The organism is Salinispora sp. H7-4, assembly GCF_013416675.1.
GTDB classification, from domain to species: domain Bacteria; phylum Actinomycetota; class Actinomycetes; order Mycobacteriales; family Micromonosporaceae; genus Micromonospora; species Micromonospora vitiensis.
The window spans coordinates 246,725-270,070 of the sequence record NZ_JABZED010000002.1; the positions used below are offsets into that span (position 1 = coordinate 246,725).

Here is a 23,346-nt window from a genome sequence, read left to right on the forward strand (position 1 = left end):
CGGCCGTCGGACCGCCCAGTAGGTCACAGACGGACGCCGAGCAGGGCGTCCAGCGCCCGGGAGAAGAGCGCGGGTGCCCCCGGGTCGTTGCCGGCACCGAGGAGCGCCGCCTCCGCCCAGGAGTCCGCCAGAGCGAGCGCCCCCGGGGTGTCGAGATCGTCGGCGAGGCGCGCCCGAAGCGTGGCCAGAAACGCCTCCGCGGACGGACCGCCGGGCAACGCGGCAGCCCGCCGCCATCGGCCCAGCCGCTCCCGCGCGGTCGCCAACAGCTCGTCGTTCCAGGTGCGGTCGCCGCGGTAGTGCCCGCTCATCAGGGCCAGCCGGACCGCCATCGGATCCACCTGATCGGCTCGCAACCGGGAGACGAAGACCAGGTTGCCGCGGGATTTGGACATCTTCTCGCCGTCCAGGCCGATCATGCCCGCGTGCACGTAGTGCCCGGCGAACGGGGTCTGCCCGGTCAACAGCTCGGCGTGGGCGGCCGAGCACTCATGGTGCGGGAAGATCAGATCATTCCCGCCACCCTGCACATCGATCTGCGCACCGAGCAGGTCCAGCGCGATCACGGCGCACTCGATGTGCCAGCCGGGGCGGCCCGGGCCCAGCTCCCCGCCGGGCCACGACGGCTCGTCGGCGCGGGCACCACGCCACAACAGCGGATCGAGCGGGTCGCGCTTACCGGCCCGATCCGGGTCACCGCCGCGCTCGGGGAAGATCTCCAGCATCTGCTCCCGGCTCAGGTGGGACTCGTACCCGAATCGGGGGGCGGCCGCGATGTCGAAGTAGACATCGCCGGTCCCGTCCTCGAGCCGGTAGGCAGCACCCTCCTTCACCAGGGTCAGGACCCGCTCGGCGATGTCCGGGATCGACTCCACCGCACCGACGTAGTGCTCCGGCGGGAGGATCCGCAGCGCCGCCATGTCCTCCCGGAACAGCGCGGTCTCCCGCATCGCCAGGACCTTCCAGTCCTCGCCATCCCGAGCGGCCCGCTCCAGCAGCGGATCATCGATGTCGGTGACGTTCTGCACGTACGTCACGTCCCGCCCCGCGTCCCGCCACGCCCGCTGGATCAGGTCGAAGGCGATCATGGTGGCGGCGTGCCCGAGGTGGGTGGCGTCATACGGGGTGATGCCGCAGACGTACATGGTGCCGGTGCCGGTCGGCGCGCTGGCGGCCACGCCCCGCCGGGCCGAGTCAAACAACATCAGCGGCCCGCCCTGGCCCGGCAGCCGCGGCACCTCGTGTCCCGCCCAAGAGTCCATGACCGCCAGCCTAACCAGCCGTCAGCGGGCTCCGGGGAACACGAGAGGTGACTAACGTGACAGCCGCTCACATGGGTGGCCACGGCATCGCCGGCCACTGACGCGACGGCAACGGGAATCGTCCGGCGGCCCGCAGCCGCCCGATCCGGGAAGCCACCGCGGCGACTTCGCTGACCGTGAGGTGCTCGGCGAGAGCACCGCCCAGTTCCCCGGCGACCGCGCCGGCGAGTGTCGCGAGCGCCTCCGCCACGTCCGTCGGCAGCTCGCGGCCCGCCCAACCCCACAAGACCGTGCGCAGCTTCTCCTCCACGTGGAAGCTGACCCCGTGATCCACGCCGTGGATTCGGCCGTCCGGGCCGACCAGAACATGTCCGCCCTTGCGGTCGGCGTTGTTGATAACCGCGTCCAGTACGGCCAGCCGGGCGAGCCGCGGGTCGTCGGCGTGCGCCAGGGCGTACGGGATGCCCTCCTCGTCCCGGGCCGCGGCCACCGCCAACCACCGGGACGGCAGTTTGTCGGTCGGAACAAACCCGACCAGTGGCTCCGGCTCCACCGGCCCGTCGATCCACAGCTGGCAGGAGCCGGGGCCGAGCGGGCCGTCGCGCAGCACCGTCGGCGGCACCAGGTCCCATCCGGTGGCCGCCGACACCAGGTACGCGGCGACCTCGCGCCCGGCGAGATTGCCATCTGGAAAGTCCCAGAGCGGCCGCTCACCCCGCACCGGCTTGTAGACACAACGCGCGGTCATCCCGTCCAACGTCAGGACCGCGCGGAGCGTCGTGTTCGAGGCGTCCACCAGCCGCCCCTCCAACTCGAGCGGACCCTCCCGCAGCAGCCGAAGCAGCTGATCACCGTCCTGGTGCGGCTGGTGCCAATCCCGGCTCCGGTGCAGCTCAGATGAGGTCACCGGTGGTAGCCGTTGTGGCGCGGGCAGAGGTGACCGACCGGGTCGAGGGGCTGGCCGCAGAGCGGACACGGCGGTCGGCCCGCGTTTACCACCCGCCGGGCCCGTCCAATAAACTCGCGGGTCGCCTCCGGGGTCAACCGCACCCGCAGCCGGTCCAGGTCGTCGTCTGGCTCCTCGTCGTCCGACTCGTCCAACTCGACCTCAGCCGCAGCCTCGGCGGCCCCAACCTCAGCCTCGACCTCGCCGACCGCGATCGCCTCGATCACGACCGTCTCCGTGTCCACGTCAAAGGCCAGCCCCAGGGTGCCGACCCGGAACTCCTCGTCGACGGGGGCGTCCAGCGGGTCGTTGTCCCCACCAACCGGGCCGGTCTCCGGCAGCTTCACCCCAAACCGCCGTTGCGCCTCGGAGAGCAACTCCTCAAGTTTCTCCGCCAGCAGTGAGACCTGGACCTTCTCCAGCGCGACGCTGACCAGCCGGCCACCGCCGCGGGCCTGGAGAAAGAACGTGCGATCCCCCGGCGGCCCGACGGTTCCGGCGACGAACCGCTCCGGCGGCTCGAAGGCGTACACCTGGTGGGTCATACCTCGACCCTATCCGGCGCACCCGCAGGGCGCGCACCCCACCGACCGGAATCGCCGCGAGGCGCCTCCGCATCGCGACGCCCCCTCGGTCCCGCCGTGGCCGCCCGGGCCGCGTTGCCCCTCGCCAGCGCCGACGTGATCACCGGAACGGGTCAGACCCCTGCCCCAGCGCCGCCCCCGATCGTGGCGTCCGAGTCCGCGGTACGACGCTTCCGCCTGCCCCGCTTCGGCGGGGGCGGGACCAATGCGGTCAGATCGCCGCCGGTGTCGTTGAGCCGCACCAGGAAGGGACGCAGCGGGGTGTAGCGGATCACCGTGACCGAGGCCGGATCCACGATGAGCCGCTGGAAGAGGTCCAGGTGCAGGCCGAGCGCGTCCGCCACGATCGCTTTGATCACGTCGCCGTGGGTGCAGGCCAGCCAGACCGCGTCCAGCCCGTGCTCCGCGCTCACCCGAGCATCCCAGGTGCGCACCGCGGCCACCGCCCGGGCCGCCATGCTCGCCATCGCCTCCCCGCCCGGGAAGACCGCCGCGCTGGGGTGCTGCTGCACGACCGGCCAGAGCGCGTCCTTGGCGAGCTGTTTCAGCGGCTGCCCCTCCCAGCTGCCGTATCCGCACTCGGTCAGCCCCTCCTCCACCACCGGCACGGCCTCGGGCAACGCCCGCTCCAGGGTCTGCCGGCAACGGACCAACGGGCTGGTCACCACGGTCGGGCAGGAAAGCAGCCGGAGCCGCTCGCCGACCGCGGTGGCCTGGGTGCGGCCGGTCTCGTCCAGCTCGACCGGCTGCCGACCGGCCAGCCCGCCGGCAGCGTTCGCGGTCGTCCGGCCGTGTCGCAAGAGCAGTAGCGTCGCCACGGTGACCACCCTAGAGCCTGCCCCACGCCTGGCCCACCGATGTGCCCGGGCGGTGTCCGCACCCGGGCGCGTCGGCGACAACGGGTCAGGTGGCGCTGATTGTGCCGGTCAGCAGCAGGGCGAGCACCAGCGTTCCCAACGCCACCCGATACAGCACAAAGATGTACAGGGTGTGGTGCGCCACGTAGCGCAGCAGCCAGGCGATGGCCGCGTAACCCACGGCGAAGGCGGCCGCAGTGGCCACGATCATCTGCGCCCCGCTCGGCACCGAGGTGCCCGGCGCCGCCGGAGCGAAGACGTCCTCGAGACTGAGCACGCCCGACATCACCACCGCGGGAATGGCCAGCAGGAATGAGTATCGGGCCGCGGTCTCCCGGGTCAGGTTGAGCAGCAGGCCGGCGGTGAGCGTCCCCCCCGACCGGGACACGCCGGGAATCAACGCCATCGCCTGCGCGAAACCCATCACCACACCGTCGCGCATCCGGAAGTTCTGCAGCGTCCGCGTCTGCCGGCCCCAGTACTCGGCGAACGCCAGTACGAAGGCGAACAGGATCAGGGTGCTGGCGACCAGCCACAGGTTCCGCGCAGTCTCCCGGATCTGGTCCTTGAACAAGAAGCCGAAGACGCCGATGGGAATCGAGCCGACGATGACGTACCAGCCCATCCGGTAGTCGAGGCTGCTGCGCACCGACCGATCCCAGATTCCAACGACCCAGGTACGGCTGATTCGCCAGATGTCCTTGGCGAAGTAGAGCAGCACCGCCGCCTCGGTGCCGAGCTGGGTGACGGCGGTGAACGACGCCCCGGCGTCCTGCTCGAAGAAGATCGCGGAGGTGATCCGCAGATGGCCCGACGAGCTGATCGGCAGGAATTCGGTCAGGCCCTGCACGATGCCCAGGACAATGGCCTCGACCCAGGTCACTCGCCGACTCCCGCGAGATCCAGCGCCTCGGCGACGGTCCGAAGGGTCTGCACGCCGCTGTCCCGGTCGGCCACGAAGAGGGTCACCGACAGCGTGGTGACGCCGGCAGCGGCGAACTCCCGCATCCGCTCGGCGATGCGCTCCTTCGGGCCGAGCAGCGAGGTGCGGTCAATCAGCTCCAGCGGCACCGCGGCGGCCGCGTCGCGGTGCCGCCGGGCCAGGTACAGCTCCTGCACCTCGCGCGCGGCCTCGCCGTACCCCATCCGGGTGGCGAGCTGGTTGTAGAAGTTCTGCTGCCGGCTGCCCATGCCGCCGATGTAGAGCGCGGCGTACCAGCGGACCAGTTCGGCGCAGCTGGCGACATCGTCACCGATCACCACCGGCACCGAGGGAACCACATCGAAGCCGGACAGCTCCTTCCCGGCGCGGGCCCGACCGGCGCGGATCGCAGCGAGCTGCTCCGCGGCGAACTCCGGCGCGTAGAAGACGGCGAGCCAGCCGTCGGCGATCTCGCCGGCGAGTTCCAGGTTCTTCGGACCGACGGCGGCCAGGTAGGTCGGAATGTACTCCCGGGGCGGGTGGAAGCCCAGACGCAGCGCCTTGCCCGGTCCGTCGGGTAGCGGCAGGGTGTAGAAGTCGCCGGTGTAGGCGACCTGCTTGCGGGCCACCGCCAGCCGAACGATGTCGACAAACTCCCGGGTCCGGGCGAGCGGGCGGGCGAACCGTACGCCGTGCCAGCCCTCGGAGACCTGCGGACCGGACACCCCCAGGCCCAGCCGGAACCGGCCACCGGAGAGCGCGTCGATGGTCGCGGCGGTCATCGCGGTCATCGCCGGGGTGCGGCCCGGAATCTGCATCACCGCGCTACCGAGCTCAATCCGCTTGGTCTGGCCGGCCATCCAGGCGAGCATGCTCGGCGAGTCGGAGCCGTACGCCTCCGCCGCCCACACCACCGTGTAGCCGAGCCGGTCCGCCTCCTGGGCCAGAGCCAGATGGTCTGCAGGTGTACTCCACGCCGTCTGGTAACCGAGGCTGAGCCCGAGTCGCACTAGTCCTCCCCCATCCACACCACAGGTCGCATCAGGTTACGCAATACCATCGCCGCCCTCGATCACCGGCTCACGCAACAGCGCCGGCAGCGAGGTACCCGAGGAGGCGCGGCGACGAACAGGCGGCAGACTGGACGGCAGCGAGGATATCGGTGCGACCCGTGATGGAAATAAGATTCAACCATGCAACAGCGACCGCTCGGCCGAAGCGGGCTGGCGGTTTCGCGGCTCGCGCTCGGCACCATGACCTGGGGCCGGGACACCGAAGCTGACGATGCGGCGGCCCAGCTGAAAGGTTATCTCGACGCCGGCGGCAACCTGGTCGACACCGCCGATGTATACGGTGACGGTGACGCCGAATCGGTCATCGGCTCGCTGCTCGGCACCCTGGTCCCCCGCGAGGAGCTGCTGATCGCGACCAAGGCAGGGCTGCGCCCGGGCCACGGCCGGCGTCGCGACGGCTCCCGTGGGCACCTACTACGCACCCTGGACGCGTCCCTGCGGCGGCTCGGCACCGACCACGTCGACCTGTTCCAGGTGCACGGCTATGACCCGGACACACCGCTGGAGGAGACCCTCGCGGCACTGGACCACGCGGTCGCCAGCGGGCGGGTCCGGTACGTCGGCGTCGCCAACTTCTCGGGCTGGCAAACCGCCCGTGCCGCGGCCTGGCAGGCGGCCTGGCCCGGCCGCGCCCCGGTGGTCGCCGCCCAGGTGGAGTACTCGCTACTGGAACGCGGCATCGAGCGGGAGGTGCTACCGGCCTGCGCGGCTCTCGGGCTGGGGGTATTGCCCTGGTCACCGCTGGGGCGGGGAGTCCTGACCGGCAAGTACCGAAACGGCCGACCAGCGGATTCTCGGGCGGCCTCACCGCATTTCGAGCGGTTCGTCGCGACCTACCTGGAACCGCGCTGCTCCAGCATCGTGGAAGCGGTTGCCACCGCTGCCGGCGGCCTCGGCGTCTCCCCGCTGGAGGTCGCGCTGGCCTGGATCCGCGACCGGCCCGGGGTCGTCGCGCCGATCCTCGGCGCGCGCACGGTGGGGCAGTTACTCGGCGCCCTCCAGGTCGAGCAGATGACCCTGCCGGAGGAGATCAGAACAGCGCTCGACGACGTCTCCGCCGTCCCGGTCGGCTACCCGGAGCGCGACGGCTGACCCCCGGCCGGGGAGGGGCACCCCGCCTGGCCTGGGATAACCGGGCCGGGCAGGGTGGCGCCGGGCTGGGCGGATGGGCAGCATGGGGCCATGGACTACGAATACGCGCCGCTACGGTTGCCCCCGAATGTTGACCGGCTGACCGCGGCCGCGCAGCTCGCCATTCAGGCGGAGTTCTCCGGCTGGGAGCTGGCCCGGGTTCGGCTGTTCCGGGATGGGACCCGGCAGGTCGTGCTGCGCCGTCGCCGGATCAGCCCGCCACCGCCCGGCCTCTCCTACTAGCTAGCCGCGGGAGCGGGTCCCGCACCGGGCGGCGGTCGAGATACCAGTGAGCGGCGGCGAGGGCGACCACGCTGGTCCAGCGAAACCACTACCCGCCCAATGCTTCCCTTCGCCGTTTCGGTCATTCCCGGCAGCGCCTCGGCCACCGGCACGGGAGAAGTCCAGGTGTTGTCCTAGACCCTCTTCGTGCGGCGGCGGGAAGGGCCGCGGTCACGATCGAATGGGATCCGGCATGTCCCGCCCACTCGACGGAGAAGCGATGAGCGATTCCCAGGAGAGCCAGCCCTACAAGGTGGTGCTCAACCACGAGGAGCAGTACTCGATCTGGCCGGCCGGTCGGGAGAACGCCCTGGGCTGGCGCGACGAGGGCACCGTCGGCACCCGCGAGGAGTGCCTGGCGCACATCGAGGAGGTCTGGACCGACATGCGCCCACTCAGCCTGCGTAAGCGCATGGAACAGCAGGCGACGGCCTGCTGATGGAGGACGGCCCGGCCCTGCTGGCACACCAGCGGTTCGAGCGGTGGGCGCGCGAATACCCAGACGTCACGGCGGTCGGAACCGGCCACCAGATTCTGACGTACGCCGAGGTCGACGCCCGCGCCAAGCGCCTCGCCAACGCCCTGCGCGCCCACGGCGTAGCCCCCGATTCTCGCGTCGGTATCTGCCTGCCCCGCACCGCCGACTGGGTCGTCGCGCTGCTGGCCGTCCACAAGGCCGGCGGCGCCTACGTGCCGCTCGATCCTGAATATCCACCGGCACGGCTCGAATACATGCTCGCCAATTCTGGCGCCACCGTCATCATCGGTGACCACCTCGCGGACACCGGCGGCATTCCCGTACTGGCCATCGACGCCCATCACGAGGAAGCCATCCTCGGCCTCCGGCCGCAACCCGGGAACCTGGCGTACGTCATCTACACCTCGGGTTCGACCGGGCAGCCCAAGGGCGTTCAGGTCACCCATGCCTCACTGAGCGCCCTGCTGGCGGGTATGGCGCCGGCGCTGGAGGTCGGCCCGGGGCGGCGCACCCTGCAATGCGTGTCGTTCAGCTTCGACCTCTCCGTCGTCGACACGCTGGCCACCCTCACCAACGGCGGCACACTGGTCATCGCGACCAGGGAGGAGGTCTCCTCCGCCGACCAGCTGGCCGCCCGGCTGCGGGACGACCGCATCGACACCGTGGCGCTTCCGCCGTCGGTCCTGATGACCATCTCCGACCGGGAGTTCCCCGACCTGACCGTGGTCGTCTCCGGAGGCGAGGCGTGTCCGCCGAAGCTGGCGGCGGCTTTCGCCGACCGCCACCGCTTCCTCAACGGGTACGGACCGACCGAGACCACCGTCGCCGCCTCCCTCTACCGGGCCGCCCCATGCCTCGGCGAGCTCCCCTCGGTGCCGATCGGCTACCCGCTACCGGGAGTCTCGCTGTACGTCGTGGGTGATCTGGGCGACCGGCCGGTGCCACCCGGCGGTACGGGCGAGATCTGCATCGGTGGTGTCGGGGTGGCCCGCGGCTATCTGGGCCATCCGGCGCTGACCGCGGCCGCGTTCGTCCCCGACCCGTTCTCCGACGTGCCGGGCGCGCGCATGTACCGTACCGGCGACCTGGGCCGGTTTCGGGAGGACGGTGCCCTGGAATTCCAGGGCCGTGCCGACGGCCAGGTCAAGGTCCGCGGGCACCGGATCGAGCTCAACGAGATACAGCAGGCGCTGGAACGGCACCCACTGGTGCGGCAGGCGGTGGTGCTGCTCGGCGCGACCGGCCTGCTGGGCCAGCAGATCCTCGCGTACGCAATCCCGCTGCCGGAGGAGACCGGCGTGACCGGCGGCATGCTACGCCAGCACCTGGCCGGCGAGTTGCCCGACTACATGCTGCCCGCCTCGATCATCCTGCTGCCGGAGTTCCCGCTCACCCCGAACCACAAGATCGACTACGAGGCCATACTGGCCTGCGCGGCTACCCAGCGCTGGCGCGAGGCCGCTCCCGTCCCGCCGCGCACGGCGGTCGAGGAGGACCTGGTCGGCATCTGGCAGGAGGTGCTGGGGCAGTCCGAGATCGGGATCCGGGACGACTTCTTCGAGGCCGGCGGGCACTCGCTACTCGCCGCGCGGGTCATCGCCCGGATCGAGCAGTCGCACGGCGTACATCTGCGGCTGGAGACCCTCCTGACGCACGGCAGGACGGTCGAGGGGCTGGCCGCCGCGATCGCCGCGGCGGCCAGCGGTGGCGCGGCACGCCCGGCCATCACCCCTGTCCAGCGCCCCGCCCGGCGGCTGTCTGAGGTCAAGGAGTAGGTAGGCATGGATCTTATCGAGGATAATTTCGTCGCGCCGACGTCATACTCGCAGCGGCGGCTGTGGTTCCTCGAACAGATGGAGGGCGGTGGCCACGCCTGGAACATCCAGGCCGTGCTGCGCCTGCGTGGTGCGCTCAACCCCCGCCTGCTGCAGGCCGCGATCGACGCGGTGGTCCGCCGGCACGAGGCGCTGCGCACGACGTTCGTGGCCCGGGACGGCGACCCGATGCAGGTGGTGTGCCCCGCGCTGCACGTCCCGCTGGAAACAGTGGCCTGCGATGGTGGCACCAATGCGGCGGCCGAGGCCGACGAGTGGCTGTCGCGGGCCTGGCAACGGCCGTTCGACATCGAGGTCGGACCGCTGTTCCGGGCCGCGCTGCTGCGGCTCGGCGACGACGAGCACCGCCTGGCCCTGGGCCTGCATCACCTGATCGCCGACGGCTGGTCGCTGCAGCTGCTCTACCAGGAGATCGTGGAAAACTACCGGCGCCTGCGCGCCGGCGAACCGCTGGCCGGCGACCTGCCGATCCAGTACGCGGATTTCGCGGTCTGGGAGCGCGAGAACCTGACGCCGGAGACGCTCAGGCCGGCGATGGACGTGTGGCGGCACCGGCTCACAGGTGCCGGGGCCGCCATCGAGCTGCCCACCGACCGGCCGCGCCACAACGGCGTGGCGGCCGGGGACGGTCTGCTGGTGTCCACCCTGCCCGGCGACCTGGTCGAGGACGTCCGCGTGTTCGCGGCCGAGCGCGGTGCCACCGTCTTCATGGTGCTGCTGGCGGTGTTCGACACGCTGCTGCACCGGCACAGCGGCCAGACCGACGTGATGGTCGGCGTCCCGGTGGTGGCCCGTACCGAGCCCGGCCTCGGTGAGCTGATCGGCTGCTTCGTCAACACCGTGGTGGTCCGCAGCAACCTGGGCGGGGATCCCACCTTCGCGCAACTGCTTGCGCAGGTCCGCGAAGTGTCCCTGGAGGCGATCCAGCACCAGGAGGTACCGCTGGAGTGGCTGGTGCGGGAGCTGCGCCCGGACCGCGACGGGGACCGGCAGACCTTCTTCCAGACCGTGCTGCACATGGCCGAGGTGTCGCTGAACAGCATCCGGCTCGACGACCTGACCGTCGACTTGGTGCGGATGGACACCCAGGCACCCGGTGTCGACCTGGCGCTGACGCTGGCACCCACCGACGCCGGATTGGCCGCCGCCTGGGAGTATGACGCCTCCCTGTTCGACGCGGACAGCATCGAGCGCCTGCAGGCCCACCTGCAGACCCTACTCAAGGCGGCGGTGGCCGAGCCCGGGCTGCGGCTGTCCGAGCTGCCGATGCTCGGCGAGGAGGAACAGGCCGCGCTGCTCGCGTCCGTACCGGCGGTGGAGACCGACCCGCCGCTGCTACACGAACTGTTCGCGCGCTGGGCCCGGGAACGACCAGACGCCACAGCCCTCAGGTTCGACGAACGGACCATGACATACGCCGCGGTCGACGTGCTCGCCAACCGCCTGGCCCGCACGTTGCGCGCGTATGGCGTCGCCCCGGAGACCCGGGTCGGTGTCTGCCTGCCGCGCAGCCCCGAGTGGCTCGTCGCGCTGCTGGCCGTGCTCAAGGCCGGCGGCGCCTACCTGCCCCTTGACCCGCAGTATCCGTCCTCTCGGCTCGAATACATGCTGGCCGACGCCGCCGCCACCGTTCTGATCGGCACCGGCCCGGGCGCCGAGCACCTCGCCGAGGTGGCCGGTATCCCGCTCGTCGCCCCTGACGCATACCACGAAAACCCCGAGCCCGGACCGGGCCCGCTGCCGCAGAACCTCGCATACGTCATCTACACCTCGGGCTCCACCGGGCAGCCCAAGGGCGTCCAGATCAGCCACGCATCGTTCGCCGCGCTGATGGCCGCGCAACGCGCCCGCCTGCCGCATCACGCCGGTGACACCGTGCTGCAGTTCTGCTCCCCCAGCTTCGACGCCTCGATGTTCGAGGTCGGGCTGGCCGCCGGTGTGGGCGCCGCGCTCGCCCTGGGCAGTCAGGATGACCTCGTGCCCGGTGAACCGCTGGCCGCGCTGATGCGTCGTCACCAGGTCACGTCGTGGACCGCACCGCCGTCCGCGATCGCCGTGCTGGGCCGGGCTGACGTGCCGAGCCTGCGGGTGGTGATCGGGGCCGGCGAGGTGCTCACCGGCAGCACGGTGCGGCACTGGACGCCGCAGGCGCGCTGCTTCAACCTGTACGGCCCGACCGAGGCCACCATCTGGGCCACCGGGCACGAGGCGGCGACGTCCGATCCGGACGGCGGCCTGCCGATCGGCACCGCGATCCCCGGCTACAGCGCTCTGGTGCTCGACAACAACCTGCGCCCCGTGCCGCCCGGCGTTCTCGGCGAGCTGTACGTCGGCGGCGTCGGGACGGCCCGCGGCTATCTCGGCCGCCCCCGCCGCACCGCCGAGCGTTTCGTGCCCGACCCACACTCCCGACAGCCTGGCGCCCGCCTCTACCGCACCGGTGACCTGGCACGCCGCCGGCCGGACGGCGAGCTCGTATTCGCCGGCCGGGCCGACGACCAGGTCAAGGTGCGCGGCTTTCGGATCGAACCGGGCGAGATCGAGTCCGCCATCACCGCCGTCTCGGGCGTACGGGAATGCACGGTTGTGGCCCGCGAGGACGCCGCCGGCGTGCTCGGGTTGACCGCCTGCGTGGTCCGCGAGCCCGGCGTTCCGGCGGCCGGCACCGAGGAACTGGGCGGACACCTGGCCGAGAAGCTGCCTGCCCACTGCTGGCCGGCGCGCTGGGTCTTTTTGGAGAGCCTGCCGTTCACCAGCAATGGCAAGGTCGACCGGGCCGCGTTGACCATCCTGATCGACGAGGCGGGTGAGCCGACTCGGCCGGAGGTGGCCGGATACGTGCCGCCGCGCACCCCGCTGGAGGAGATCGTCGTGGGGATCTGGCAGGACGTGCTGGCCGCCCCCCGGATCAGTGTGCGCGACCAGTTCTTCGAGACCGGTGGCCACTCGCTGCTCGCCGCGCAGGTGATCGCCCGGATCAAGGCGGCGACCGGCCTGGACATCTCGGTGCGCCTACTCTTCGAGCACCCGGTTCTGGAGGACCTCGCCGAGGTGCTGATGGAGCTGGCGATGGCCGAGGAGAACGAACGATGACGGCCGTCACCGACGTGGATGTCGCGGATCCCACGCTGCACCGCGACGGCGCGCTGCCCCCGGTGTGGCGGTGGATGCGCCGCCACGACCCGGTGCGCTGGACCGTACGCCCGAATCAGGACAGCTACTGGTCGGTGACCACGCATGCGGAGGCGGTGCGGGTCCTGCGCGACAGCAGGACGTTCTCGTCGGAACGGGGTATCCGGCTGGGCGCCGACCCGGTGGCGGCCGCCGCCGCGTCCCGCAGGATGCTCATCGTCACCGACCCACCCCGGCACGCCGACCTCCGGCGCATCATCGCCTCGGCGTTCACCGCGCGTACCGTGCGGCGACTGGAGCAGAACATGCGGGAGACCGTCACCGCCAGCCTGGACCACGCCTTCGAGCGGGGCGCCGGCGACTTCGTCGAGGTCGCCGGCCGGCTGCCGGTCTCGGTCATCTGCGACCTGCTCGGGGTGCCCCGCGAGGACTGGGACTTCCTGCTCGACCGCACCACCGTGGCGTTCGGCGCGGTCGACGAGCACGGCAGCCCCACGGCCGAGGCAGTCGAGGCGCACGCCGACATCCTCCTGTACCACCTCGAGCTGGCCCGGCAACGGCGGCGTGATCCGCGCGAGGACGTGGTCACCGCGCTGGTGCAGGGCGAGGTTGACGGCCGGCCGCTGACCGACGAGGAGATCCTGCTCAACTGTGACGGACTGATCTCCGGCGGCAACGAGACCACCCGGCACGCCGCGGTCGGTGGGCTCCTCGCGTTGGCCGCCGATCCCGGGCAGTGGCGGGCGCTGCGCGCGAATCCGGACCTGCTGCCCACCGCCGTGGACGAGATCCTGCGCTGGACCACGCCGGGTGCGCACACCCTGCGCACCGCGGTCGGCGACACCGAGCTCGCCGGCCGGGCCATCAAGGCGGGCCAGCAGGTCGTGGTGTGGGGCGGGTCGGTCAACCGGGACGAGGCGGTCTTCGACCAGCCCGACGAGTTCCGGCTCGACCGCAAACCCAACCGGCACCTGGCCTTCGGCCACGGCGCCCACTACTGTCTCGGCAGCGCACTGGCAACCAGCGAGCTGCGGGTGCTCTTCGGCGAACTGGCCCGCCGGGTGGCCGGGATCGAGGTGGCCGGGCCGGTCGAGCGGGTCCGGTCCAACCACATCAACGGCTTCGACCGGGCCGTCGTCAAGCTACACCCCGTCACCGCTGGCGGCGGCCGGCATGGGTGACCGGATGGACCGTGATCTCGGCCGCCCGCATCGCGTTCGAGCGGAGGCTGCTCGCCCGCCTCGCAAAAAACCGGATGGCGGCCGGGTTGGCGCAGATCAAGGGTGCTGGGCTGCGGTTGACGCGGCCGGGCCCATCCGGTTCAGGCCCGGGCAGGGGGCGTCACGTATGTACTCCGGGAGCACCTTGGGCGGCCAGTAGCCGGCGCTGAACATTCCCATCGAATAGGCTTTTGCAGCCAGCGCGGTCCGGTTTGGTACCTTGAACTGCCGCAACAGAATACTCACGTGGTATTCGACTCCCTGCCGGCTCAGAAAGAGCTTGGTCGCCAGCCGCACCGTGGAATCGCCGGCCGCCACGCCCTCCAGAATGCGGGCAGCGAGGGCGGTCACCTTACGCTGGCTCCGCACCGCCGGAACCGACTCCTGACTCCTTTCCGGTGCGAACTGCACCACGATCATGCGGACCTTGCCATGGCCGTCGCCCACCGGCAGGACGGTCAGATGCCCACCGATTCCGGTCTGCTCGAAATGTGCGCGCAAGCAGTGCCGGGCGGTCCCCCGGTGGCCGCCCTGCACCATCCGCCTGAGCTGGCGCAGTAGGCCGGGACGCAGATCGAGGTCGAGGAGCCCGAGGACGCTACGGTCCTTGACGGCCTCGGGCGGGCAGCCGCACTGCCGGCTGAACACGTCGTTGATGGCGAGCACCCGCAACGCGGGGTCGAGTACGGCGAGCCCGATTCCCGACTTCTCGAACAGCGAGAACAGCACCTCGCCGTACTCCTCGCCGCTAATTTCCGAGAGCAGCCCCTCTTTGATGGCGACCGCAACGGCCAGCGTCCGGTTGGAACAGTTCAGCTTGGCGAGGGTGTTGGCCACCAGGCGCCTGACGCCGTGCTGGCTGATCAGCAGTTTGCGGGCGATCTGCTTGTCGCTGAGCCCGCCGGCCAGCAGCACCAGTGTCTCGTGCTCGTGCGGGGTCAGTTCCGGCGCGACGGACTGCTCCGGCGGCACCCCGCCACGCGCCCGCTCCAGCAGGCGTTTCGTGAGCATCGCGGGCATCGGCACCTCACCGGAGACGATCTGGGTCAGCGCCGAGGCGAGCGCCCTCTCGGTCACGTTGTCCTTGATGAGGAATCCGTTGCTTGGAAACTGTATGACCGTGTCGAGGCAGTCGACCCCGCGCTCGATCAGGACGAGAATCTTGATGCCGTGCCGGACCGCGGCGTTGGCGGCCCAGTTGACTTCCTTGCCGTTCAGGTCATCGCATGCGATCACCAGAATATCGACCGGACCGTGCTCACCGAACGGAACGTGATCCGGATGGATGTCAACAAGGGTCTCTACGTCGGTGACCTCGGTCAGACTGCCCAACATGTCATTGAGACCTCGACGTGTCAGCTCATTGTCGGTGAGGACCAGGACGCGGTAGCCATCACGATCTCGGTCGTTCACATCGGCTAGCGAATCCACGGCGATCTTTTCTCCCGAACCCCGCACCCCGAGGCGCCTAGCGCACACAGCCAGGGTACTACACCGACACAAGGGATCAAGACCTCCGCATTTTGCCAAAAGTAACATTTATGTCGGTGAATCATATTGAGTGACCTACACTCCCGCCAGCCGGCCACACTCCCCTACCAGTCGCCGCCGGCGACCACATCGGGGCCGCCGGCCATCTGACCGAGCAGCACAGCGTCGTCCTCGCGGTCCGCGTCACACACGGTCGTGGAGGCGGTGCCGGCCTGACCGGCCGCGGCGATTGGGCGGCCCGCCCGGCGGACGCCGGTGGCAGACTCAGGAAGGCCGTGCGTTTGAGCAGCGCCCAGTCGTTTGTGCCGGAATCGGGCGAGTCCACATTATTGTCGCCTCTCCGGATCACGACTGCTCGCCCTCTCGCTCACGGGCCGGTCGCAAATCGATGCACAGGCTACTGACAACATCGGTCAATTAATGGGTCAGGAAGGGGCGCGGGCCTCGTCGGTGGCAGCATCCACCGCGGGACGATCTCAGAGGATGGTGGTACGGTCCGCCGACGTCAGAGCGGGGAAGCGCCTGCGGACCTGGGTGGGGGTGAGGGGAACCTCCTCGGCAAGCATGTCGAGGAAGGCGTGGGCGATGGGGTCGGGCTCGCTGCGGGTGTACGCGGTCAGGGGACGCAGCAGTGCGGGGTCCGGGCGGAGCAGCGCTGCCTCGAAGTGGGGAGGAACAGCGTTCCCAGGGACGAGCGCCAGGCCCAGCCCGGCGGCGGCGAAGTTGACCGCGAACGGCGCCTGTTGGGTGCGCACGGTGATCCGGGGCTGGAAGCCCGCCGCGGCGCAGGCCCGGTCGAGGAGCTGTGCCAGGCCGCTGTCGGGGGTGAAGTGCACCCAGTCCCGCTCGGCCAGGTCGGCGAGACGGACCGTGCCGCCGGGGGCCGCGGCCAGGGGGTCGTCGGGGTGGGTGACCAGGAAGAACTCCTCCGCGCCCAGGTGCCGGATGGTGCCCTCCCCACCGGGTGGGGGCGGGCCGATGGCGATGTCGGCCTCTCCGTCCACCATGGCGGCGGCGAGTTCGGTGGTGTGCCGGTGCTCGAACAGGGTGACGCGCACATCGGGGTGGCGGGTGCGCCAGAGCGCCAGCGCCGCGGGCAGGATGCCGTAGCTCACCGAGTAGAGCGTGGCCAGCTGAAGCTCGCCCGAGGCGACTCCGGTGGCGCGCCGGGCCGCGGTGACGGCCCGTCGGGCGTCGGCCAGGGTCGCTCGGGCGGACGGCAGCATCGCCCGACCGGCGGCGGTCAACCGCAGGCCGCGGGGCAGGCGTTCCAGGAGGCGACCGCCCATCTCCTTCTCGAGGGCGTGGAACTGGTGCGACAGCCCCGGCTGGGTGATGTTGAGCAGGGCGGCGGCCTGGGTGAAGGACCCCTCGTCGATGATCGTCACGAAGTACTCGAGCTGACGCAGCGTAGCCATGCACTCAGCTTATCGAGCTGTGAAAATCCTGCCGTTGGACGCATGGCACGCGGCGGGGTGCCGGCTGGGTTGTCCGCGAATCACGCCCGGTCTCCAAGACGACCACGAACGAGTGCGGCCAGGACGCTCCGCCCGTCAGCGGCCCGCGGTATCGCTGATCATCCCGCAGCCCCTGGTCCTGATCTTCTTCCCTCGACAAGAAGAGCGATCAACCAAGGGCTACGGCCATGATCAGCCAGGGTCGATACCAACCGACCCCGGGTCAAAGATCACGTTAGTGGGGCGCGGTCGTACTCCTCGTCGTCCAGCTCGAGGAAGGGGTGCTCGTCGAGCCGGCCGACCAACCGGTCCTCGGCGGCGGGCTGAAACGGACCCACCGGGTCGTCATCGTCGAAGGCCTCGAGATCGACCGCGGCGTCAACCTCACTGACCATGACAACGCCATCCATCGGCTCCAGCTCCGGCACATCCAGCGCGGCGAGCGATCCGTCCCCGCTCTGCAACAGCTCCAGGACCGCCTCGCCGACCCCCTCGACAGGTGCCGGCTCGTCCTCGTCGGGGGTCTCCGCCCGCCGGGCCGACGTGGCGGCCCGGATCAGCGCCGAGACGCTCGGCACCCGGTAATCCCGACGCTGCCGTACCGAGATGACGTGTGGGTGGCTGTCGGTGGCCGGGGAGCCGTCGGGGCTGGTGAAGCGCTCGTCGGCCTCCTCCGGGTCGATCGCCTGCACATCCCAGGGAGTAACCTCGCCGAAGGCATCCATCAGCTGCTCGTCGTAGGCGTACGAGGCGTTGTTCAACGCGACGTACGCCTGCCAGACGGCATCGTCGTCGATTCGGCCCTGCGCGGCGCGCACGGCGGCCAGGTGGTGGCGGGCCGCCTCGATGACGCGTTCGAGGGCAGGGTCCAGCTCACCATGCTGGTCGATCATGTAGGGCGTCCCTTCGGTGTTCGGAAGGCGCCGCGCCGAAGTACGGAAGCGGCTCAGCAGTTGCGGAGGAACCGGTCGAGAACCCGCACGCCGAACTGTAGTCCGTCCACTGGAACCCGCTCGTCGATGCCGTGGAACAGCGCGGAGAAGTTCAGGTCGGCGGGGAGGCGCAGCGGCGCGAAGCCGAAACAACGGATACCCAACCGCGTGAAGGCCTTCGCGTCGGTGCCACCGGAGAGCATGTACGGCACCGGCCGGGCCCCCGGGTCCTCGGCGCGCAGCGCGGCGGAGATCGCCTCGACCAGGGCACCATCGAAGGTGGTCTCCAGCGCGGGCTGGCGCTGCAGATACTCGATCTCGATGTCCGGGCCGACCAACCCGCGCAGTTGCTGCTCCAACAGCTCCGACTGACCGGGCAGGCTCCGGCAGTCGATGGTGGCGCTGGCGCGTCCGGGGATGACGTTGTCCTTGTAGCCCGCGGCGAGCCGGGTGGGATTGGCCGTGTTGCGGATGGTCGCCCCAACGAGGTTGGCGATCGGGCCGAGCTTGCCGATGGCTGTCTCCGGGTCGTCCGGGTCCAGCTCGATGCCGAGCGCCTCGGACACCTCGAGGAGGAACGCGCGCACGGTGTCGGTTACGACGACCGGGAAGCGGTGCTGGCCGACCCGGGCGACCGCCGCGGCGAGGGCGGTGACGGCGTTGTCGTCGTGCACCATCGAGCCGTGCCCCGGCCGCCCCCGGGCGTGCAGCCGCAGCCAGTCAATACCCTTCTGGGCGGTCTCGATCAGATACAGCCGCTGGTTCTCGTTCACCGAGTAGGAAAAGCCCCCGACCTCGCCGATGCCTTCGGTGCAGCCCGCGAAGAGGTCGGGGTGGTGCTCCACCAGGAAGTGCGCGCCGTACTCACTGCCGGCCTCCTCATCGGCGGTGAAGGCGAGCACCACGTCCCGGGGCGGCCGGATCCCGCTGCGCTGCCAGTGCCGCACCACCGCGAGCGTCATCGCGTCGAAGTCCTTCATGTCGATCGCACCGCGACCCCAGAGGTAGCCGTCCCGCAGCTCACCCGAGAACGGATGCACCGACCACTCGTCAGCCTCGGCGGGCACCACGTCCAGGTGGCCGTGGACGAGCAGGCCGGGTCGGGTCCGGTCGGCGCCGGGAATCCGGGCGACCAGGTTGGCCCGGCGGGGCGCGGACTCGTAGAGCACCGAGTCGATGCCGACCTCGGCGAGCTTCTCGGCCACGTACTCGGCTGCCCGGCGCTCACCGACGCTGGTGTCGTTGTCACCGGTGTTGGTGGTGTCGATGCGCAGCAGATCCTGACAGAGGCCGATGACCTCGTCGGTGGGGGCGGGGTGGGCGCAGGCGGCGTCGCTCCTCATCGCTCCTTGATACCAGGAGAGCGGCCAGGGTGGGGGTGGCGCCGGATCTGGTCCACGGGGTGCGAACGCCGTGCCGCCGGGTAACAGACGGACATGACCGACCTATACCCCGCCGCCGACGACCGCGAGACACTGCGGCAGACGGCCGCCGCGCACACCGCCGCCGCCCGGGACGTGGAGCTCTTCCTGCGCCGGCTACCGGCGGTTCCCGCTCCGGCGGACGTCACCGAGTACGCCAACCTGCTCACCCGGGAACGGCAGACCCGCGCCGACCGGGAGGCCGCCGCCGACGCGGCGGGCCTGACGATCACCAGTCTGGAACCCGGTGCGTAGTGATCCGTCGGTGTGGGTGCTGGTGAACGCGAAGCCGGCGACCCACCCGACCCGATCGGAAGCGGTCAGCGTTCCGCCAGGACGTCGTGGCCCAGATCCAGCAGGGCATGCCGCCACTGGTCATCGGCGTTGCCGCGCGAGGGCTTCGCCGCCAGCAGGTTCTCGATCCCGTCGACCGTGTCCCGCATCGTCTCGATGTCGCCCCGGGTCAGGTCCACCTTGCGTTTGGTGAGCACCCGCAGGATGTGCCGGCCCGGCTCGGGCAGGCCGAGGTCGGGGTCCGGGCCGAACGTCTCCTCGCCGGAGCCCCGGGTGAGCAGCCACTGCCGCAGCTTCTCGGAGGGCACGTTGACCCGCTCGTGGAAGCCCTCCCAGAGCTCCTCCACCTGCGGATCGAGCCGCTGCTCGCGTACCATCAGCCCTCCTCTCGCCAGCCGTCGGTCGCCGCCGGGTCCGGCTCGCCGGTCCCGGCCTGCCCCGGGCCCTCAGGTGGCACCTGTACCCGGGCGGGGTTCGCGGTCGGTGCGGCGACGATCGGCTCGGTCTGTTCGGTGTTGTCCTGGTTCTCATCCGGTACGGTCATCTCCGCCTCCCGGCGCTCAACGGGGATGCGTGGTGGTAGCCGCGGTGTAGCCGCCGTCCTCGGCGACCTCGATGGTGAGCTGGCCGTCACGGGCGTCCACAACCACCCGTTGGCCCGGCGACACCGCGGACTCCAGCAGCATCCGGGACAACTGGTTGTCCAACTCGCGCTGAATGACCCGCCGCAGCGGGCGGGCCCCGAACTCGGGCTGGTAGCCGTGCTCGGCGAGCCAGTCGATGCCGGCGGTGGTGATCTCGACATCGACATCCTGCGCGTGCAACCGACGGCGGGTCTCCGCCAACAGCAGCTCGGTGATCTGCCGAAGTTGCTCCGCCTCCAGACGGCGGAAGATGATGATCTCATCGATGCGGTTCAGGAACTCTGGACGGAAGTTCTCCTGGAGTCGGCGCAACAGGCGGTCGCGGAGCTCGTCGTTCTCCCCACCGGCCGCTCCGGCGCCGAAGCCGACTGCCCGCTGGGTGCCGGTGATCAGCTCCGAACCGAGGTTACTCGTCATGATCAAAACGGTGTTCTTGAAGTTCACCGTCCGGCCCTGGCTGTCGGTGAGCCGGCCGTCGTCGAGCACCTGGAGCAGGATGTTGAACACGTCCGGGTGCGCCTTCTCGATCTCGTCCAGCAGCACCACCGCGTACGGGCGGCGCCGCACCGCCTCGGTGAGCTGCCCGGCCTCCTCGTATCCGACGTAGCCGGGCGGCGCGCCGACCAACCGGCTGACCGTGTGCCGCTCCTGGAACTCGCTCATGTCGACCCGTACCATCCGGTCGGCCTCGCCGAACAACGCCTCGGCAAGCGCCCGGGCCAACTCGGTCTTGCCGACGCCGGTGGGCCCGAGGAAGAGGAAGCTACCCATCGGCCGGTCCGGATCCGCCAACCCGGTCCGCGAACGGCGCACCGCCTCGGAGACCGCGTTGACCGCGTCGTCCTGACCCACAACCTTCTCGTGCAGGTGCCCCTCCAGCCGCAGTAGCCGATCCCGCTCCTCCTCGGTGAGCTGCGCAACGGGGATGCCGGTGGCCCGGGACACCACCTCGGCGATCTCGTGCGGCCCCACCTGCGGCACGTGGTTGGCGCTGCCCTCGTCGCCGCGAACCCGGCGGATCTGGGCCTCCAGGTCGGCGATCTGGTCGCGCAACGTGGAGGCCTTCTCGTACTGCTCGTCGGCGACGGCCTGCTCCTTGTCGCGGCGTACCTCGTCGAGCTGGGTCTCCAACTCGCGTACGTCCGAGTCCGGGGTACGGGTGCGCAGCCGGACCCGCGCGCCGGCCTGGTCAATCAGGTCGATCGCCTTGTCCGGCAGGTAGCGGTCGGTGACGTAGCGATCGGAGAGCTCCGCGGCGACGACCAGCGCCTCGTCGGTGAAGCGGACCTGGTGGTGCGCCTCGTAGCGGTCGCGAAGGCCACGCAGGATGGCCACCGTGTCGTCGACCCCCGGCTCGGGCACGAAGACCGGCTGGAAGCGGCGGGCCAGCGCGGCGTCCTTCTCGATGGCCCGGCGATACTCGTCCAGCGTGGTCGCGCCGATCACCCGCAGCTCGCCGCGGGCCAGCGCCGGCTTGAGCATGTTGGACGCGTCCATTCCGCCCTCGCTGCCGGCCCCACCCGCCCCGACCAGGGTGTGAATCTCGTCGAGGAAGACGATCAGCTTTTCGCGATGGGCCCGGATCTCGTCAATGACCTTCTTCAGCCGCTCCTCGAAGTCACCCCGGTAGCGGGTACCGGCGACCAGGCCGGCCAGGTCGAGTTGGATGACCCGCTTGCCGAGCAGGGTCTGCGGCACGTCGCCGTCGCAGATCCGCTCCGCGAGCCCCTCCACGATGGCGGTCTTGCCGACACCGGCCTCACCGATCAGCACCGGGTTGTTCTTGGTCCGCCGGGACAGGATCTCGACCGCCTGCTCGATCTCGTCGGCCCGGCCAATGACCGGGTCGATCTGATCGTTCTGGGCGAGCTCGGTGAGATCCTGCCCGTACTGGTCAAGAGTGGGGGTGCCCCGATCCGGCCGCGGCCCAGTGGTCGGACCCCGGTCAGCACTCGCCGCCTGCAACGACTCCGGCTGGATCCGGCCGGCGGCGAGCATCCGGCCGGCGGGTGACTCCGGGTTCAGCGGCAACGCCATCAGGATGTGCTCCGGCCCGATGTAGTTGGCGCTCATGGCGCGGGACAGCTGGTGGGCATCGAGCAGTGCCCGCTTGGCGGCGGGGGTGAGGGACAAGTTCGGCGGGACCTCACCCCCGGGCGCCCCCTCGCCCCGCCCGCCAAGCGCGTTGAGCAGGGTGTCGGGTTCGGCGCCGGCTCGTTTGACCAACTCGCGCAGGGACTGCCGTTGCAGCGCGGCCCAGAGCAGGTGGTCGGTGTCCAGGTCGGTGCTGTGCCGCTCAGCCGCCCGACGTGCGGCGTCGGCGAGCATCTCGCGGGCGTCGGCGGTCATCAGCCGGGTAATATCGACCCGGTGTGCCGGCCGGCGCCCACCCTCGCTCCGGCCGAAGTACCGGGCCAGGAACTCGTCCCATGGGTCGGAGCCGAAGTCGCCGGGTCCCATATCTGTCTCCTCCGCTGCTCGGCGCGGCACGGTCGCCAGGGGCTACCCGGCAGTCGTCTGGACAAACTCCGCCGGCTGGTCACCAGGGGTGCCCGGGCGCGGGCGGATCGGGTGGCAGGCTGACGGCATGAACAGGACACCGCTGCTGATCGTGGACGCCGCCAATGTGGTGGGATCCCGGCCGGACGGCTGGTGGCGGGACCGGGTCGGGGCGACCACCCGACTACGGGACAGCCTCACCGGCCTGCCCGATGCCGGAGTACCACCGGAGCTGCCGCCGCCGGTCGAGGTGGTCCTGGTGGTTGAGGGTGCGGCGCGCGGGGTGCCGCCGGTGCCGGGGGTACGGGTGGTGACAGCCCAGCAGTCCGGCGACGACGCGGTGGTGGACCTGGTCACCGCCGACCCGCAGCGCCGCCGGGTCGTCATCACCGCCGACCGTGAGCTGCGAGAACGCGTGCTCCGGCGGGGGGCCGAGGTACGTGGGCCACGCTGGTTGACCGGCCGCTGAGCGCATCCCCACACATCCGGGGTGGTCGGCCTCCCCGCGCTTCTGGGTGACAACCACTCAGGAGGGCTGAATACTGGCAGGGAGGATGTTCTCTCCTGGTGCCGATAGGCTCTAATGGAGGCCTCCCCTTGCCCCAGGAGGTTCCGTCGTGGCGAGCGTCGCCGAGCTCAAGGCAGCCATCGATGTCGCGCTCCAACAGATCGGTGACGGCCAGAAGGCTGTGCACGCTGCCGGTGAGCAGCTGGCCGAGGCGCAGCAGACGCTGGCCGGGGCGCTGGAGGGCAGCGGACACGAAACGGTGGATGCGGCCCAGGCCTCGCTGACCCAGGCCGGGCAGGAGTTGGAGGAGTGCTTGGCGGCCACACTCGTCGCGGTCGAGCAGGCCCAGCTGTACGTCGCGACCCTCTGAGCGCCACC

Annotated in this window: 22 protein-coding genes; 9 read left to right on the forward strand and 13 right to left on the reverse strand. The window is 70.6% G+C overall.

What is annotated here, in order from left to right:
* Positions 1-23 precede the first annotated feature (23 nt).
* The 6 genes from mshC to H0524_RS01240 form a co-directional block, all read right to left on the reverse strand.
* A complete protein-coding gene (mshC, locus tag H0524_RS01215) occupies positions 24-1,262 on the reverse strand; it encodes a cysteine--1-D-myo-inosityl 2-amino-2-deoxy-alpha-D-glucopyranoside ligase (protein ID WP_180196992.1) in 1,239 nt (412 codons plus the stop codon).
* A gap of 67 nt (positions 1,263-1,329) precedes the next feature.
* Positions 1,330-2,169 (reverse strand): SCO1664 family protein, encoded by an 840-nt coding sequence (locus tag H0524_RS01220; RefSeq protein ID WP_180196993.1) that lies wholly within the window; start codon positions 2,167-2,169, stop codon positions 1,330-1,332.
* On the reverse strand, positions 2,166-2,753 hold the full coding sequence (locus H0524_RS01225) for a DUF3090 domain-containing protein (protein ID WP_180196994.1): 588 nt from the start codon (positions 2,751-2,753) through the stop codon (positions 2,166-2,168). The genes H0524_RS01220 and H0524_RS01225 overlap by 4 nt, the downstream gene beginning before the upstream one ends.
* Before the next feature lie 152 nt (positions 2,754-2,905).
* Positions 2,906-3,619 (reverse strand): MSMEG_4193 family putative phosphomutase, encoded by a 714-nt coding sequence (locus H0524_RS01230; RefSeq protein ID WP_180196995.1) that lies wholly within the window; start codon positions 3,617-3,619, stop codon positions 2,906-2,908.
* A gap of 76 nt (positions 3,620-3,695) precedes the next feature.
* Positions 3,696-4,532 carry an undecaprenyl-diphosphate phosphatase gene (locus tag H0524_RS01235; protein ID WP_180196996.1) on the reverse strand — a complete coding sequence of 279 codons (837 nt, stop codon included), beginning with the start codon at positions 4,530-4,532 and terminating at the stop codon, positions 3,696-3,698.
* Positions 4,529-5,581 (reverse strand): LLM class F420-dependent oxidoreductase, encoded by a 1,053-nt coding sequence (locus tag H0524_RS01240; RefSeq protein WP_180196997.1) that lies wholly within the window; start codon positions 5,579-5,581, stop codon positions 4,529-4,531. The genes H0524_RS01235 and H0524_RS01240 overlap by 4 nt, the downstream gene beginning before the upstream one ends.
* A 183-nt stretch (positions 5,582-5,764) precedes the next feature.
* Here H0524_RS01240 and H0524_RS01245 point away from each other — a divergent pair, with 183 nt between their 5' ends.
* From H0524_RS01245 to H0524_RS01270, 6 genes are all read left to right on the forward strand, one after another.
* Positions 5,765-6,736 (forward strand): aldo/keto reductase, encoded by a 972-nt coding sequence (locus tag H0524_RS01245; RefSeq protein ID WP_180196998.1) that lies wholly within the window; start codon positions 5,765-5,767, stop codon positions 6,734-6,736.
* Between the two features lie 90 nt (positions 6,737-6,826).
* Positions 6,827-7,018, forward strand: coding sequence for a DUF5703 family protein (locus H0524_RS01250; protein WP_018215309.1), 192 nt, complete (start codon positions 6,827-6,829; stop codon positions 7,016-7,018).
* Positions 7,019-7,277: 259 nt separating this feature from the next.
* Complete coding sequence (locus H0524_RS01255) at positions 7,278-7,496, forward strand: MbtH family protein (protein ID WP_180196999.1); 219 nt, start codon at positions 7,278-7,280, stop codon at positions 7,494-7,496.
* Entirely contained in the window at positions 7,496-9,310 is a 1,815-nt protein-coding gene (locus H0524_RS01260; protein ID WP_180197000.1) for an amino acid adenylation domain-containing protein, read from the forward strand. Before H0524_RS01255 ends, H0524_RS01260 begins: the two co-directional genes overlap by 1 nt.
* Positions 9,311-9,316: 6 nt before the next feature.
* A complete protein-coding gene (locus tag H0524_RS01265) occupies positions 9,317-12,463 on the forward strand; it encodes a non-ribosomal peptide synthetase (protein WP_180197001.1) in 3,147 nt (1,048 codons plus the stop codon).
* Positions 12,460-13,683, forward strand: coding sequence for a cytochrome P450 (locus H0524_RS01270; protein ID WP_180197002.1), 1,224 nt, complete (start codon positions 12,460-12,462; stop codon positions 13,681-13,683). The genes H0524_RS01265 and H0524_RS01270 overlap by 4 nt, the downstream gene beginning before the upstream one ends.
* Before the next feature lie 96 nt (positions 13,684-13,779).
* Here the strand turns inward: H0524_RS01270 and H0524_RS01275 are convergent, their stop codons facing one another.
* From H0524_RS01275 to H0524_RS01290, 4 genes are all read right to left on the reverse strand, one after another.
* Positions 13,780-15,261 carry a LuxR C-terminal-related transcriptional regulator gene (locus H0524_RS01275; protein ID WP_180197003.1) on the reverse strand — a complete coding sequence of 494 codons (1,482 nt, stop codon included), beginning with the start codon at positions 15,259-15,261 and terminating at the stop codon, positions 13,780-13,782.
* A gap of 428 nt (positions 15,262-15,689) precedes the next feature.
* Positions 15,690-16,631 carry a LysR family transcriptional regulator gene (locus H0524_RS01280; protein ID WP_180197004.1) on the reverse strand — a complete coding sequence of 314 codons (942 nt, stop codon included), beginning with the start codon at positions 16,629-16,631 and terminating at the stop codon, positions 15,690-15,692.
* A gap of 269 nt (positions 16,632-16,900) precedes the next feature.
* Positions 16,901-17,563 (reverse strand): hypothetical protein, encoded by a 663-nt coding sequence (locus H0524_RS01285; protein ID WP_180197005.1) that lies wholly within the window; start codon positions 17,561-17,563, stop codon positions 16,901-16,903.
* A 53-nt stretch (positions 17,564-17,616) separates the two neighbouring features.
* The gene (locus H0524_RS01290; protein WP_180197006.1) at positions 17,617-18,945 is read right to left on the reverse strand and encodes a M20/M25/M40 family metallo-hydrolase; all 1,329 of its coding nucleotides are present in this window, start codon (positions 18,943-18,945) and stop codon (positions 17,617-17,619) included.
* A 93-nt stretch (positions 18,946-19,038) separates the two neighbouring features.
* Between H0524_RS01290 and H0524_RS01295 the strand changes: the two genes are divergently transcribed.
* On the forward strand, positions 19,039-19,278 hold the full coding sequence (locus H0524_RS01295; RefSeq protein ID WP_018725112.1) for a hypothetical protein: 240 nt from the start codon (positions 19,039-19,041) through the stop codon (positions 19,276-19,278).
* A 65-nt stretch (positions 19,279-19,343) separates the two neighbouring features.
* Here the strand turns inward: H0524_RS01295 and H0524_RS01300 are convergent, their stop codons facing one another.
* Genes H0524_RS01300 through H0524_RS01310 form a run of 3 tightly spaced genes read right to left on the reverse strand, consistent with a single transcriptional unit; the run spans position 19,344 to position 22,421 of the window.
* Positions 19,344-19,694, reverse strand: a complete 351-nt coding sequence (locus H0524_RS01300; RefSeq protein WP_180197007.1) for a DUF3140 domain-containing protein — start codon at positions 19,692-19,694, stop codon at positions 19,344-19,346.
* Positions 19,694-19,861 (reverse strand): hypothetical protein, encoded by a 168-nt coding sequence (locus H0524_RS01305; protein WP_018725114.1) that lies wholly within the window; start codon positions 19,859-19,861, stop codon positions 19,694-19,696. The genes H0524_RS01300 and H0524_RS01305 overlap by 1 nt, the downstream gene beginning before the upstream one ends.
* Before the next feature lie 16 nt (positions 19,862-19,877).
* Entirely contained in the window at positions 19,878-22,421 is a 2,544-nt protein-coding gene (locus H0524_RS01310) for an ATP-dependent Clp protease ATP-binding subunit (RefSeq protein ID WP_180197008.1), read from the reverse strand.
* A 127-nt stretch (positions 22,422-22,548) separates the two neighbouring features.
* Between H0524_RS01310 and H0524_RS01315 the strand changes: the two genes are divergently transcribed.
* Positions 22,549-22,929, forward strand: coding sequence for a hypothetical protein (locus H0524_RS01315; RefSeq protein WP_180197009.1), 381 nt, complete (start codon positions 22,549-22,551; stop codon positions 22,927-22,929).
* A 148-nt stretch (positions 22,930-23,077) separates the two neighbouring features.
* Complete coding sequence (locus tag H0524_RS01320; RefSeq protein WP_018215298.1) at positions 23,078-23,338, forward strand: hypothetical protein; 261 nt, start codon at positions 23,078-23,080, stop codon at positions 23,336-23,338.
* Positions 23,339-23,346 lie beyond the last annotated feature (8 nt).

Bases quoted from the DNA above. Each gene is read 5' to 3' on its own strand.
- H0524_RS01255 (WP_180196999.1), top strand. From the start codon at position 7,278: ATGAGCGATTCCCAGGAGAGCCAGCCCTACAAGGTGGTGCTCAACCAC.
- H0524_RS01250 (WP_018215309.1), top strand. From the start codon at position 6,827: ATGGACTACGAATACGCGCCGCTACGGTTGCCCCCGAATGTTGACCGG.
- H0524_RS01270 (WP_180197002.1), top strand. From the start codon at position 12,460: ATGACGGCCGTCACCGACGTGGATGTCGCGGATCCCACGCTGCACCGC.
- H0524_RS01300 (WP_180197007.1), bottom strand. From the start codon at position 19,694: ATGGTACGCGAGCAGCGGCTCGATCCGCAGGTGGAGGAGCTCTGGGAG.
- H0524_RS01275 (WP_180197003.1), bottom strand. From the start codon at position 15,261: ATGTTACTTTTGGCAAAATGCGGAGGTCTTGATCCCTTGTGTCGGTGT.
- H0524_RS01315 (WP_180197009.1), top strand. From the start codon at position 22,549: ATGAACAGGACACCGCTGCTGATCGTGGACGCCGCCAATGTGGTGGGA.
- H0524_RS01280 (WP_180197004.1), bottom strand. From the start codon at position 16,631: ATGGCTACGCTGCGTCAGCTCGAGTACTTCGTGACGATCATCGACGAG.
- H0524_RS01305 (WP_018725114.1), bottom strand. From the start codon at position 19,861: ATGACCGTACCGGATGAGAACCAGGACAACACCGAACAGACCGAGCCG.
- H0524_RS01260 (WP_180197000.1), top strand. From the start codon at position 7,496: ATGGAGGACGGCCCGGCCCTGCTGGCACACCAGCGGTTCGAGCGGTGG.
- H0524_RS01295 (WP_018725112.1), top strand. From the start codon at position 19,039: ATGACCGACCTATACCCCGCCGCCGACGACCGCGAGACACTGCGGCAG.
- H0524_RS01285 (WP_180197005.1), bottom strand. From the start codon at position 17,563: ATGATCGACCAGCATGGTGAGCTGGACCCTGCCCTCGAACGCGTCATC.
- H0524_RS01265 (WP_180197001.1), top strand. From the start codon at position 9,317: ATGGATCTTATCGAGGATAATTTCGTCGCGCCGACGTCATACTCGCAG.
- H0524_RS01225 (WP_180196994.1), bottom strand. From the start codon at position 2,753: ATGACCCACCAGGTGTACGCCTTCGAGCCGCCGGAGCGGTTCGTCGCC.
- mshC (WP_180196992.1), bottom strand. From the start codon at position 1,262: ATGGACTCTTGGGCGGGACACGAGGTGCCGCGGCTGCCGGGCCAGGGC.
- H0524_RS01310 (WP_180197008.1), bottom strand. From the start codon at position 22,421: ATGGGACCCGGCGACTTCGGCTCCGACCCATGGGACGAGTTCCTGGCC.
- H0524_RS01245 (WP_180196998.1), top strand. From the start codon at position 5,765: ATGCAACAGCGACCGCTCGGCCGAAGCGGGCTGGCGGTTTCGCGGCTC.
- H0524_RS01290 (WP_180197006.1), bottom strand. From the start codon at position 18,945: ATGAGGAGCGACGCCGCCTGCGCCCACCCCGCCCCCACCGACGAGGTC.